The sequence below is a fragment of the Herbaspirillum sp. meg3 genome, from assembly GCF_002257565.1.
Classification (GTDB): Bacteria; Pseudomonadota; Gammaproteobacteria; order Burkholderiales; family Burkholderiaceae_D; genus Herbaspirillum.
This window is the reverse complement of record NZ_CP022736.1, coordinates 5320086-5332870: the sequence shown is the minus strand read 5'-3', so window position 1 is coordinate 5332870 and position 12785 is coordinate 5320086. Positions and strand designations below refer to the sequence as shown.

Genomic DNA, 12785 nt, shown 5'->3' with positions numbered 1-12785 from the left:
TTGGCCCGATTGGCCGTAATGGCTGCCTTCGCCATGCCGATGGCAAGCCTGCAAGCGCAAGTCGCCGACAATCAGCGCCAGGCTTACGACATTCCAGCCGGTCCGCTGGACCGCGTCCTCAACAGCTTCGCCCGCCGCGCCGGCGTCCTGCTCTCGTTCGATCCGGCGATGACCCATGACCGTCAGACCACCGGCCTGTCCGGCCGCTATACCGTAACCGAAGGTTTCGCCACGCTGCTGACCGGTTCCGGCTTGCAAGCGGTGAAAAACACCGACGGCGGCTACGCACTGGCTGCGACGACGACAACCGGTAGCAACAGCAATGCGGTACTGCCCACCGTCACGCTCACCGAAAGCGCCGATCCCACAGCACCCTATGCCGGTGGCCTGGTCGCGCGCGGCGGTAGTCTGGGCGTGCTGGGTACCGCCAGTGTGATGGACACGCCGTTCAGCACCACCAACTACACCTCCCAAGGCATCGAAGACGTGCAGGCGCGCGCAATCGGCGACGTGATCGCCAATGACGCCTCCGTACGCAACACCAACGGCAACGGTGGCTTTGGTGACAGCTATCAGATCCGCGGCTTCACGATGTCGGCCAACGATGTGGCGTTCAATGGCTTGTACGGCATGGTGCCGCTGACCCGCATGCCTATCGCGATGGTGGAGCGCATCGAAGTACTGAAGGGGCCTGGCACGCTGATGTACGGCATGGGGCCGGCCGGCGGTGTCGGCGGGGCGGTCAATCTGGTCTCCAAGCGTGCGCACGAAGATCCGATTTCCAGCGTGACGGCGACGTACTTATCCAATTCACAGTTCGGCCTGAAGGGCGACATCGGCCGTCGTTTCGGTGAGAACCAGGAATGGGGTATCCGCGTCAATGCGCTGTACGCCGACGGTAACACCGGCCTGTCCGGCAGCAACCAGCAGCAAAGCATGGGTTCGGTGGGTCTCGACTACAACGGCAGCCGCGTGCGCTGGAGTCTGGATGCCTACACCCAGCACGAAGACACGCGTAACTTCCGTCCACAGTTCAGCCTGGGAACCGGCCTGACTTCCGTACCGGATGCACCGTCGGGCAAGACGAACCTGTATCCCGGCAACACCATGCAGTCGGACGACAAGGCAGTTGCGTCCCGTCTGGAAGTTGACATCAACGACACGCTGACCGCCTACGGCGCCGTCGGTTATCACGTGGCCCAGTCGGCACAGAACTTCCCGCGAGCGACGATCACGACAGTGCAGGGCGCTACCAGCGTGACCAACGGTTACTACGACCAGAAGGTGACCTCCACCTCAGCGGACGTCGGCCTGCGCACGCGCTTCAACACCGGCGGCATCAAGCACACGCTGATCGCGGGCGCCAACATGCTCGATCAGCAGACCGACTACTTCTATCAGATGTCGCCGACAAGCGTGACGTCGAATCTGTATACGCCGGTGTCGCTGGGCGCGATCAACTTTGCCCGTGGCACGGAAACGCCACAAAGTCAGACCCGTCTGACCAGCTTTGCGTTGACCGATACGCTGCAGATGTTCGACGACCGCTTGCGCATCAGCGCCGGCCTGCGTCGCCAGCAGGTCTATAACCACAGCCTGACGACCGCTTCACAGACTTCCAACACGACAGCCATTTCGCCGGTATTGGGTGTTGTCGTCAAACCGGTCGAAAGCCTGTCTCTGTACGCCAACTATACGGCGGCACTGACAGCCGGCGGCTTTGCCGGTGCCCAATATGCCAACGCAGGTCAGGCTTTCGCACCGTCCAAGTCCAAGCAATATGAAACCGGCGCCAAGGTCGACTGGGGGCGCGTCACGACCACTGCCGCCGTGTTCCAGATTGAGCAAAAGAACAGCTCCACCGAGGTCATCAACGGCTTGACATACGCCACTCAAAATGGCCGCGCGCGCATCCGCGGTCTGGAGTTGGCGGGCTACGGCGAGATCCTGCGAGGACTGCGTTTTAACGCCAGCGCCACTTTCTTTGATACCGTGCAATCGCACACCGCAGGCGGCGCAACCGACGGCAAGGAAGTCGGCGCGGTGCCGGGCAACAACTTCAACCTGGGCCTGGATTGGGATACGCCCTGGCTGCAAGGACTGGCGTTGAACACCCGTGTTACCCGCACCGGCTCCATGTGGTACAACAACACGAATGCACTGAAGGTACCGGGGTGGACCCGCGTTGATGCAGGTGCCCGCTACATCACCAAGACCGCCGGCCAGGTCGTGACCTATCGCGCCAACATCGAAAACCTGTTCGACAAGAACTACTGGGTGATGCAGAACGGATATGTCGGCACCTCATCCGGCCGCACTTTCGTGCTGTCAGCGCAAGTTGACTTCTGATGTCATTGACTCATTGACAGCAGCGCAAAAAAACGCCCGCGATGTTTGCGGGCGTTTTTCTTTGGAAGTATTGCTGGAACCATCACCTCTGTCAGTCCGCGTCGCTGAGACGTACTTTCCTGCCAGCAAGGCCCGGCCTGCAAGACGCCGTCCAATGTCGATTAAAATGCAGGCCTGGCAGGAAATAACGCGCCTTTCCACGACTTCCTGACGCGACAAATTGACCCTTGACGATGTACCCAATAGACAATCAAAAAATCACTACGCAGTCCTTCGGCGCCATCGCCAATGCGTCGGTCGATATGGCGCAAAAGCATCTGCACGATATCCTCAGCATTGCGATCGAGCATGCGCCCTCGCATGCTGCCGTGGTGGTATTCGATACGCGCTGCGATCTCGCGGTTGCCTTGACGGAAGCCTACCGGCGCTGTTTGCCGACAGCGCGTTTCATCGATTTTGATGCGGTCACGCCGGACACCGTGCTGGCCGCATTTGCCACGCTTGCGGCAGGCGATCTGGTGATACTGATTCAATCTACCAACTTCCGTTTGGAGGCGTTTCGCCTGCGTGTCGAGCTCTTCAAGCGCTCGCTCAAGGTTGTCGAACATCCCCATCTATCGCGCATGCCCGGACCGCAGGCCGATCACTATATCGAGTCGCTGGCCTATGACCCGGCGTATTACCGCGACGTGGGCACTGCACTGAAGGCGCGTATCGATCGCGCACGCAGCGGCGTAGTCGACAGCGGTGGCGAACGTCTGGTCTTTGGCGCTCCTTTCGAATCGGCAAAGCTGAACATCGGCGACTACAGCGAGATGAACAACGTCGGCGGCCAGTTTCCCATCGGTGAGGTGTTCACTGAATCTCAGGATCTGGAGGCGGTGAACGGGCGCGTGCGTATTTTTGTTTTCGGCGATACCTCATTCCGGGTGAACAAGCCCGAGCAAGCCATTACCCTGGTAGTGACCAAAGGCCGGGTAAGCGAGGTGATCGATTCCACGCCGGACTTCGACCAGGTGCTGGACAAGATCCGGGCCGACGAAGGAGAAGTATGGCTGCGCGAACTTGGCTTCGGCATGAACCGCGCGTTCTCGCGTGAGCGCATGGTCGACGACATCGGCACCTACGAGCGGATGTGCGGCATCCATCTCTCCCTCGGCGCCAAACACGGGGTCTATAGCAAGCCCAATATCCGACGCACGACAGCGCGCTATCACATTGACGTGTTTGCGGTGACCGAGGCGGTCTATCTTGATGACGAGCTGGTGTATCGGGATGGGGCCTGGCGGGTTTGATGAAGCTTACCGGAGGCAATCCCACGACGGTCGTTCGCGGGATTGCAGACTAAGCTTACGCATTGCAGGCATCGGTACCAGCATCGGGAGAGAACGTATTGGCCTCAATGCTGACCGGCCTTTTCTTCCAGCACAAACCGGCTCATCAACTGCGCCAGGTTGGCCGCTTGTTCCTGCATGGAGGCCGCAGCCGCAGCGGCTTGCTCCACCAAAGCGGCATTCTGCTGAGTCACTTCGTCCATCTGCGTGATGGCACGGTTAACTTCTTCGATTCCCGAGCTTTGTTCCTGGCTTGCCGCGCTGATTTCTGCGACCACGTCCGAGACTTGTTTGACGCTGGTGACGATTTCCTGCATGGTCGTACCTGCCTGCGCCACCAGTGAAGAGCCGGTATTGACCTTGTTGACGGAGTCTTCGATCAAGGCCTTGATTTCGCGCGCCGCACTTGCGCTGCGTTGCGCCAGGGTGCGTACTTCGGAGGCCACGACGGCAAATCCTCTTCCTTGTTCACCGGCGCGCGCCGCCTCGACTGCTGCGTTCAACGCCAGGATATTAGTCTGGAAAGCGATGCCATCAATGACCCCGATGATGTCGGCAATTTTGCGCGACGAGTCGTTGATTTCGGCCATGGTGCCGACCACTTTCTCAATCACCATGCCGCCGTTGCTTGCGACCCCGGATGCGGATACCGCAAGCTGGTTCGCCTGGCGCGCATTGTCGGCATTCTGACGGACGATGGAAGTGAGTTCTTCCATCGACGATGCCGTTTCTTCCAAGGCACTGGCTTGCTGTTCTGTGCGTGATGACAGGTCGAGGTTGCCGGCAGCGATTTGGCTGGAGGCGGTCGCGATGGTATCCGTGCCTGTGCGTACACCGGTAACCATCGAGGACAAGTTGTCGCGCATGGACTTGATCGATTTGAGCAGGCTGTTGCTGTCATTGCCGCGCAGACTGATTTGCACCGACAGATCCCCCTTGGAGATGCGCTCGACGATGCCCATGGCATTGGCCGGTTCACCGCCTAATTGCCTCAGGATGGAGCGCAGCATGTAGGCGGCGATGGCGGCAATCACGGACATCAGGGCCACGCCGATTAATAGCAGGATCAGGGCATTGTGATAGAAGGCCTTGTTGATGTCATCGATATACGCGCCGAAACCAACAGTCCAGTCCCACGGTTCAAACTTGACTACCGCATAGAGCTTCTGCACCTTTTCGGTCGTGTTGGGACGTGTACCCACCGCTTGCAAAATGCCGATCTCGCGACCGGCTAAAGCGGCGCGATACCTGTCGCCATCTTCCTTGGCTGTCTTGTCCTGGATGCCGACGCGCTTGGGATTGGGGTGGACGTAATTGACGTCATCCGTATAGCCTCGTACGAAGAAGTAATTCTGATCCTTGGCATAGCTGCCGATGATCAGTTTGGCCTGAGCCTGCGCCTGTTCGCGCGTCAGCTTTCCACTTTGCTCCATGCCGTAAACTTTTTCCAGCGACGCCTTCGCCAGCGTGACCAGCAACGACAGCTGCGCTTCTCGTTCATCGAGCATGGTGTTCTTCAAGGTGTTCAGCGAGACCATGGCGATGATCAAAATCCCGAGCAAGGTCGGTGCACACAGCAAGATAATTTTTGTACGTAATTTCACGAACTTCCCCTTCGATTTGAACACTTGTTCTTCTGTCGTTATTTGACTAATACGGTCTACAGAATGTACCGTAAAGTCATCGAATAAAATGCAATAAAAAGGGTATTGCTTCGATTTTTCTAATACGCCGATCGATACGCTGACGAGTGCGCCCTTGCTAATGGCGCTGTGAGGAACTAAACGGTAGATAGCCGTAACACGAACACCATCGCATGCTGATGAAACAGTGAGAGATCTCGCATATTTTTGGCTACAGTGAGTCGACGTCGTTTTGGACTCTCACGAAGCTAACCGGGCTTCAGCGAAACATCGTCCTTCAATACCAACGGCAAGCCTCTGGCCCAACGATTGGCCGACAAGGAAAAACTCAGCGCGCGCACCTGGTGATACCAGCCTGCGGGAACGTACAGCAGCTCGCCCGGCTGCATGATGCATTCAATCATGCCGGCTTGGCGAGCCAACGGAAATTGTTCGTAGTCCGGCGCTTCGGGGTTGAAGGGCGAGCCGAACAAGATAGCGTTAGCCTCGCGCGGGTAGAGGAATTCATCGTGATGCGGCGGCGACAGGAAGATGCGCTTGCTGCCCCAGATCTGCGCAAAAATATTATCGTCATAGTCGCAATGCAGCGGCGTTACCGTTCCCGACGGGCCAAGCCAGAAGCGCGGCGGTCCCATCTTTTTGAAGTAGCCCGGCCAATGGCAGAGCGTATTCAATTCGCGCATTTCCAGATTGCCGACATAAGGCGGCAAGTCCTGCACGCTGTTGGTGACGAGATCAAGATAGGTCAGCAGAGACATGTCCTGCATTGCCCGGTCGGGTGCGAAAGCGGTATTGACGTAGTCGCCGGTTCTCGCGCGCACATGCATCCCGCCAAATTTGTCGCGTAGCGTTTGCTGCGTCAGAGAAGACAACGGCCATTTGCCGACGAGCCCGGTGATGATGAATGGCAGCCCCTCCGCTGCGCGCTGCAAGAAGTCTGCAGACTTCGGCACGCTGATACGCGGTACCGCGGAAATGGCCGGCAGATTGCGACTGGCATGCTTGATTGCCTCCCGCATGTCTGGTATCGATGCAACGCCGCGAACGAGGGCATCTTTTTGCTCGCGTACTTGTTTCCGGGCGAGCGCCTCCGCAGGGGAGGCGTCTGCCGACTCCGGTCGCGGTGGTAAAGATCGCTGAGATCGCGTCATTCTTTGGCGATGGCTTGAGAACGGTCGGGCATCAAGCGATACAAGCGTTGTTCGATCACGCCGATGAGGGGAAGAAAGATCACCGCAATCGTGAGATTAAAGAGCAGATGTACGATTGCCACGACCAGGCTGGCTTCGGTCAGGCTGCCGATCAGCGATGCCACGGGCTGGATGGCCAGATAGAAAAGAACTGCGCCGACCAGATTGAACATCAGATTCGCCAGCGCCGTTTTCTTTGCGGCGCTGTTCATCGCCATGCTGGCAATCAGTGCTGTCGATGTCGATCCTACGTTGGCGCCGACAACGATGGCAATGGCGGCGATGGGCGACAAAAACCCTTGCTGAACCAAGACAATCGCAAGTCCGGTGGTCACGCTGCTGGACTGTACCAGCGCGGTAAAGAATGCGCCGATCAGCATGCCCATCAGTGGCGTTTCCGCCTTCAGCAGCATCGCTGAAAACCATGCCTGGTCTCTCAGGGGTTTGAGTTCTGTCGAAATCAGATCAAGCGCGAAGAAGATCAGGCCGAAATAAAAAATCGCTTTGCCCGCCAGCCTGATACGCCATGGCACGATGGAGATCAGGGTGCCGGCGACAATCAGGATGGGGCCGATGCCGGTCAGCTTGAACGACACCAGCCAAGCCGTGGCGGTGGTGCCGACATTTGAACCCAGCAATATGCCGAGGCTGGCGCGCAAGCTGAGCACGGACGCGTCGACCAATGTCGCCGTCAGCGAGGTAACCGCGCTGCTGGATTGCAGCAGCGCCGTGGCAAAGACGCCAATCCCGAAGCTGGTAAAGCGGTTTGCGGTCAGACGCGGCAACCATTTGCGCAGGCTGTCTCCTCCCGCCATTTGCAGCTCTTTACTGAATCCTTGCAATCCGTAGAGAAAAAGGACTACAGCGGAAATGGCCGCGAAGATGAATTGGAGATGACTCATGGGATGGTGTGAAAGGACGATGTCATGGTTTGGCGATTGAGGGCAGGATACCTTCAACTCCGTACGCTGCCCATCGCCAGATGAAGATGTCAGCTCAACTGCGCTCGCCGTCGCACACCACCGGCAGCGATTCGCTCCGCCATTTCAACATGCCGCCTGCCAGATTGGCGACCTGCGTGAAACCCGATTTGACAAGCAGTGCGCTGGCCTGTGCTGAACGCACGCCTGAGCGGCAGACCGCCACGACGGGGCGGCTTTGATCCAGTTCATTGAGGCGACTGCTCAGTTCGGACAGCGGCACCAGACGCGCCCCCGCGATGTGGCCGATGCTGTCGACGAATTCGGGTGCTTCGCGCACGTCGACGATCTGCACCTTGGCGGCGTGTTCCAGCAGGCTCATCGGTTCAATTTCCCAGATGCCGCTGAAACGCAATGTCAGTGGCGCCCATGCCGGTGTCGCGGGCGTGGGCGCATCGCCATCGGGTTTGCCGCAGCGCAGATTCGCCGGCACGGCGACATCCATCAGTTTGGGATGCGGCAGATGCAGATTGTTCATGTACCCGGCAAAGTCGCCGACATCCGCATCACCACCCAGACGAGGATTGAAGCGCCGCTCTTCGGCGACGCTGCTGACCGTAATACCGCGATAGTCATGCGCAGGGTAGAGCAGGCAATCGTCGGGCAGCGTCAGGATTTGCTCGCGCACGGAAGAGAATAATTGCTGCGGGCTGCCTTGCTGAAAATCGGTTCGGCCGCAGCCGCGAATCAGCAGACTGTCGCCGGTGAAGGCCATGCGCTGATCGTCCAGTACGTAGGTCAGGCAACCGCCAGTGTGGCCAGGCGTGGCGCGCACGCTCAGGTTCCGGCTGCCGAAGCCGATGCGATCCCCATGCGCCAGAGGCTGGCTTACCAGGGCCGTATCGGCTGCGGCTGCTGCCGACAGAGCGATACGGCTGCCGCAACGTTCATGCAAGCGCCAGGCCCCGGTGACATGGTCGGCGTGCACGTGCGTGTCGAGCGTGGCAACCAGGCGCAGGCCGAGTTCTTCCAGCAGTGCCAGATCGCGCGGTACCTGTTCGAAGACCGGATCGATCAGCAAAGCCTCGCCACTGTCGCCCAGCAGATAGGTGTAAGTACAGGAAGTCGGATCGAAAAGTTGGCGAAAAATCATTGCAGACTCAGAAAATGGATAGGTGCAGGCCGGCGTCGCACCGACGCTTCCATCATAGCAAACGCACCCGGTTGCGCGGCATCCGATCGAATGGACAGGGTGGTGGACGGCTTGATTTGCAGGTGTTGTAACGCGGATAAATTATTGATTTTCAGGCAATTCAGGCTGTCAAATCTAACAAACTGGTGAGTATAATGTTCCCAAAAGAATGCTTATCGCTGGGCCGGATACCGGTCCACGGGGGAAAGATGAATCAAATGGGAATGCCGTTGCTAGGGGTTCTGCTGTCCGCACTTTGCTTGCTGATCGTGGGACTGGGCGCGTTCGTGCGCCAAAAGTTCGCCAAGCGTCGCTTGATCCAGCTGCGCGCCGAGTACGAGGCCAAGAAATGTTGCCGGTCCGAGGCAGAAGGCCGTTGAAGTAGTGCTGTCGGCCTGCGCCAGATCACGCGGGCTCTCTCTAAACGTTCTCATCTGCCGTTTCCAGCAAAAAATCCCTTAACAGCCGTGCACTCGGGCCGACGCGTTGCGAGTGAACCCGGTAGATTTCCAGCCGCACCCCCCAGAGCATCGCCGACATTACACTTTCGGAATAAATTGCTCGTCGACCGGAATACGGTAACCATTCGCCAGCCTGTTGGTTTCGTTCGCCAGACCGACAACCGCGAGCAATTCTGCGAACATTTCGTCGGTCATGCCTTTTGCTTTTGCCGCCGCAGTGTGTGAGTGAATGCAATATTCGCAGTTGTTCGTCACGCTCACCGCGATATAAAGCATCTCTTTCGTCAGCGGATCGATGGCTCCCGGCGCCATCACCTGCTTCACGTTGGACCAGATGCGCTGGAGAGTGGCAGGGGAGCTTGCCAGGACTTTCCAGAAATTGTTTATCCAATCGGACTTGCGTGCGGCCTTGATATCATCGAACACTGCCTGCACCTCTTTTGGCGCAGCGCCATCTTCTACCATTTTCACCATTGCCATGTGCGGCTCCTTGTAAAGATCTCTGTCAAATTTCGAATGGACATCCGAGTCTGCTGATTTCATATCACCAACAACGGGACATTCTACGTGGTGCCTGAGCAAGCGTTCGTGGATGAACTTTATCCTGGCAACACCGTGGATATCCGGATCGCATTGCTAGTACGCATAGCCCTCGATAACTTTTCTTACGGTCCTGAGCGCTGTCTGCAATGCGTCGGGTTCCACCGACCCCAGCGCGAGCCGGATGGCATGCGGCACCTGTTCGCCGATTGCAAACGGCTCAGCGGTCGAGACGGAGACGTTCTCTTGCAGCAGGGCCATCGCAACCTGATCGGCGCGGACTTCTTCCGGCAGCGGCAGCCACAAAAAATAAGACGCCGGATGCGAGATGGTGGGCAAGCCCTTGAGGATCTTCCGCGCTATCGCTTGCCTGTTTCGGGCGTCTGCGCGTTTGTCCGCTTCCAGCAGGACAATGCTGCCATCCTCAAGCCAGCCGCAGGCAATCGCCGTCATGACGCCGGGCGTGTTCCAGGTAGTGGCGCGGATGGCGCGTTCGATCTTTTGCACCAGCGGCAGCGGCGCCGCGACGAAGCCGACACGCAATCCGGTCGCAACGCTTTTTGATAATCCCGACACATACACGGTGGCTTCCGGCGCCAGCGCGGCGAGTGGTGGAGGCGGATTCTCCGCGAGGAAGGCGTAAGCGGCATCCTCGATGATCAGCAATCCATAGTGCCGTGCGATCGCGACCAGTTTTTTACGCTGCTCCAGCGTCATTACCCAGCCCATCGGATTGTGCAGCGTCGGCATGGTGTACACCGCACGCACGCGCCGCTTCTTGCACAGCTTTTCCAGGGCATCCAGATCGGGGCCGTGTTCCGACAAGGGAATGGCCGCCAGCTCCAGCCGTTGCGTCTCAGCGAGTACCTTGAATCCTGAATAGGTGAGTGCATCCGTCGCCACCACATCGCCGGGATTGAGCAATGCCATCGCCGTCACCGTCAGGCCGTGCTGTGCGCCGCTGACAATCAAGACCTGCTCGGCAGCCACGGACAATCCCCGGCTCGTGAGATGGTGTGCCACGGTGGCGCGTTCATGCGGACGTCCGGCATGCGGCTGGTAGCGCAGCAGTGCCTCCAGATCGCCGGAGGACGCCAGCCGGCGCAACGCCGTGCTCAGCAGCCGGGTTTGCTCGGGCAGGGAGGGGTAGTTGAAGTTGAGATCGATCACGCCCGCCGCCACCGCGTGCAAATCGACGCCCTGATCGGGCGGCAGGGCGGTCTCGCGGACAAACGTGCCGCGTCCGGTTTCTCCGCTGACCAGTCCCATCGCCTCCAGCTCGGCATAAACCCGCGTGGCGGTGACCAGTGCCAATCCTTCTTTTGCCGCGAGCTGGCGGTGTGTCGGCAAGCGCGTGCCCGGCCTGAGCACGCCGGAGCGGATGTCTGCGGCGAAGAGATCGACCAGTTGTTTGTAGCGGGCGTGCGCCATGCTGTGGCTGTCCTATGTATCCATGACAATAATTTGATTGTACTGACTGCGGGTTCTATGATGCCTCATCACCAGCGGACTTGAACAGGAAAACCACATCATGCATATCAGCATTCTGACTTTTGACGGCTTTAACGAACTCGATTCGCTGATCGCCTTCGGCATCCTCCATCGCATCAAGAAGCCGGATTGGCGCGTATCCATCGCCGGGCCGACCACACGCCTGCGTTCCATGAACGGTCTTGACATCGCATCCCATATCACGCTGGAAGAGGCCGGACGCGCCGATGCCGTCCTCGTCGGCAGCGGCATCAAAACCCGGGAAGTGGTGGCCAGCGAAGAAATCATGGCGCGGCTGCAACTGGATACGTCGCGGCAACTGCTGGGCGCGCAATGTTCCGGCACGCTGATATTGGCCAAGCTCGGGTTGCTCGACAAGGTACCGGCGTGCACCGATCTCACCACCAAACCGTGGGTGCAGGAGGCGGGTGTGGAAGTCTTGAATCAGCCCTTCTTTGCCAGAGGCAATCTCGCCACGGCAGGCGGCTGTCTGGCGTCAAGCTATCTGGCTGCCTGGGTGATCGCGCGACTGGAAGGAATCGACGCCGCGCAAAGCGCCATTCACTATGTCGCGCCCGTGGGTGAGAAGGACGAGTACGTTGCGCGCATGATGGAGAACATCGCGCAGTTTCTGCCGGAGCCAGTGGTAGCAGCGCAAAGACAAGCATAAACACAAGCGTAAAGCAGGGCGCTCAGCCATCCCTGCTATCTCGCCTCGCGCACATCGCGCCGGATCGCCTGCGGCGGCACGCCGAATCCGCGCATGAATACTTCCCGCATGTGACGACGGTCGCGAAAGCCCGTCTCTCTGGCGATCACTTCCAGCGGATGGCGGCTTTGTTCAATCATCAGTCGTGCTGCTTCCAGGCGTAATCCTTCGATGGCTTTGGCCGGCGACTGGCCGGTTTCTTCAGTGAACACACGGCTGAACTGACGCGGACTGAGGTTGACCGATTCCGCCAACTCATCGACGGTCAACTCCTTGTTGAGATTCTTGCGCGCATAGTTCAGGGCATTCTGAATCCGATCCGACTTCGGCGACAGATCGAGAATTTCGGAATGCTGCGATTGTCCGCCTGAGCGGCGCTGATACATCACCAGCTTGTGTGCGACCGAGCGCATTGCGTCGCTGCCCAGATCCTTCTCTACCATCGCCAGCGCCAGATCCAGTCCTGCCGTCATGCCTGCCGACGTCCAGATCGGGCCGTCAACGATGTAGATCCGATCATCTTCCACCTGAATGTCCGGAAAGCGCTTCTGCATCTCGCGCGCGAAATACCAATGCGTGGTGGCGCGCCGTCCTTCCAGCAATCCCGACTCTGCCAGCACGAACCCGCCTGTGCAAATGGCGGCGACACGCCGCGCGCGCGTGGCGGCTTTTTTCAGGAAGGCTTGCTCTTGGCCCGAAGCCGGAAAACTCAGCGGATCACCGACGCCGGCGACGATCCAGGTATCCACCTGCGTCCGTGCAGTCGGCACCCGCGTTTCGACGCGCAAGCCGAGGGACGAACGCACTTCTTTTCCGGCCAAAGAATAGTTCTCGACCTCATAAAAGGGTTCGCCGGCGACCATGTTCGCGTACTCGAACACCGCCTGTGTCGCCACCGCCATGATCTGAAACCCATCCTGCAGTAAGTAGCCGACGCGATGCATGTCTGTTCCTTT

The 12785-nt window shown here is 58.8% G+C and carries 11 protein-coding genes; 3 read left to right on the top strand and 8 right to left on the bottom strand.

The window, feature by feature from the left end; all coding sequences use genetic code 11:
* Window positions 1-18 precede the first annotated feature (18 nt).
* Together hmeg3_RS23975 and hmeg3_RS23970 are read left to right on the top strand one after the other, a co-directional pair.
* The gene (locus hmeg3_RS23975) at window positions 19-2349 is read left to right on the top strand and encodes a TonB-dependent receptor (RefSeq protein WP_232511791.1); all 2331 of its coding nucleotides are present in this window, start codon (window positions 19-21) and stop codon (window positions 2347-2349) included.
* A gap of 233 nt (window positions 2350-2582) precedes the next feature.
* Window positions 2583-3644 (top strand): hypothetical protein, encoded by a 1062-nt coding sequence (locus hmeg3_RS23970; RefSeq protein ID WP_094565948.1) that lies wholly within the window; start codon window positions 2583-2585, stop codon window positions 3642-3644.
* A gap of 104 nt (window positions 3645-3748) precedes the next feature.
* Here hmeg3_RS23970 and hmeg3_RS23965 read toward each other — a convergent pair whose 3' ends face one another.
* The 7 genes from hmeg3_RS23965 to hmeg3_RS23940 form a co-directional block, all read right to left on the bottom strand.
* Window positions 3749-5287 (bottom strand): methyl-accepting chemotaxis protein, encoded by a 1539-nt coding sequence (locus hmeg3_RS23965; protein ID WP_094566535.1) that lies wholly within the window; start codon window positions 5285-5287, stop codon window positions 3749-3751.
* A gap of 287 nt (window positions 5288-5574) precedes the next feature.
* Window positions 5575-6477 (bottom strand): cupin-like domain-containing protein, encoded by a 903-nt coding sequence (locus tag hmeg3_RS23960; protein ID WP_094565947.1) that lies wholly within the window; start codon window positions 6475-6477, stop codon window positions 5575-5577.
* Window positions 6474-7418 (bottom strand): Na/Pi cotransporter family protein, encoded by a 945-nt coding sequence (locus tag hmeg3_RS23955; protein ID WP_094565946.1) that lies wholly within the window; start codon window positions 7416-7418, stop codon window positions 6474-6476. Before hmeg3_RS23955 ends, hmeg3_RS23960 begins: the two co-directional genes overlap by 4 nt.
* A 94-nt stretch (window positions 7419-7512) precedes the next feature.
* Window positions 7513-8589 (bottom strand): rhodanese-like domain-containing protein, encoded by a 1077-nt coding sequence (locus hmeg3_RS23950; RefSeq protein WP_094565945.1) that lies wholly within the window; start codon window positions 8587-8589, stop codon window positions 7513-7515.
* 272 nt (window positions 8590-8861) lie between these two features.
* Complete coding sequence (locus hmeg3_RS24855; RefSeq protein WP_157739345.1) at window positions 8862-9062, bottom strand: hypothetical protein; 201 nt, start codon at window positions 9060-9062, stop codon at window positions 8862-8864.
* A 105-nt stretch (window positions 9063-9167) separates the two neighbouring features.
* Complete coding sequence (locus tag hmeg3_RS23945) at window positions 9168-9569, bottom strand: carboxymuconolactone decarboxylase family protein (RefSeq protein WP_094565944.1); 402 nt, start codon at window positions 9567-9569, stop codon at window positions 9168-9170.
* Between the two features lie 156 nt (window positions 9570-9725).
* Window positions 9726-11060, bottom strand: coding sequence for a PLP-dependent aminotransferase family protein (locus hmeg3_RS23940; RefSeq protein WP_094565943.1), 1335 nt, complete (start codon window positions 11058-11060; stop codon window positions 9726-9728).
* Between the two features lie 100 nt (window positions 11061-11160).
* Between hmeg3_RS23940 and hmeg3_RS23935 the strand changes: the two genes are divergently transcribed.
* Entirely contained in the window at window positions 11161-11790 is a 630-nt protein-coding gene (locus tag hmeg3_RS23935) for a DJ-1/PfpI family protein (protein ID WP_094565942.1), read from the top strand.
* A gap of 35 nt (window positions 11791-11825) precedes the next feature.
* Here hmeg3_RS23935 and hmeg3_RS23930 read toward each other — a convergent pair whose 3' ends face one another.
* Window positions 11826-12773 carry a GlxA family transcriptional regulator gene (locus hmeg3_RS23930; RefSeq protein WP_094565941.1) on the bottom strand — a complete coding sequence of 316 codons (948 nt, stop codon included), beginning with the start codon at window positions 12771-12773 and terminating at the stop codon, window positions 11826-11828.
* Window positions 12774-12785 lie beyond the last annotated feature (12 nt).

Coding starts and splice junctions, on each gene's coding strand:
- hmeg3_RS23975 (WP_232511791.1), top strand. CDS start 19: ATGGCTGCCTTCGCCATGCCGATGGCAAGCCTGCAAGCGCAAGTCGCC.
- hmeg3_RS23970 (WP_094565948.1), top strand. CDS start 2,583: ATGTACCCAATAGACAATCAAAAAATCACTACGCAGTCCTTCGGCGCC.
- hmeg3_RS23960 (WP_094565947.1), bottom strand. CDS start 6,477: ATGACGCGATCTCAGCGATCTTTACCACCGCGACCGGAGTCGGCAGAC.
- hmeg3_RS23955 (WP_094565946.1), bottom strand. CDS start 7,418: ATGAGTCATCTCCAATTCATCTTCGCGGCCATTTCCGCTGTAGTCCTT.
- hmeg3_RS23950 (WP_094565945.1), bottom strand. CDS start 8,589: ATGATTTTTCGCCAACTTTTCGATCCGACTTCCTGTACTTACACCTAT.
- hmeg3_RS24855 (WP_157739345.1), bottom strand. CDS start 9,062: ATGAGAACGTTTAGAGAGAGCCCGCGTGATCTGGCGCAGGCCGACAGC.
- hmeg3_RS23945 (WP_094565944.1), bottom strand. CDS start 9,569: ATGGCAATGGTGAAAATGGTAGAAGATGGCGCTGCGCCAAAAGAGGTG.
- hmeg3_RS23940 (WP_094565943.1), bottom strand. CDS start 11,060: ATGGCGCACGCCCGCTACAAACAACTGGTCGATCTCTTCGCCGCAGAC.
- hmeg3_RS23935 (WP_094565942.1), top strand. CDS start 11,161: ATGCATATCAGCATTCTGACTTTTGACGGCTTTAACGAACTCGATTCG.
- hmeg3_RS23930 (WP_094565941.1), bottom strand. CDS start 12,773: ATGCATCGCGTCGGCTACTTACTGCAGGATGGGTTTCAGATCATGGCG.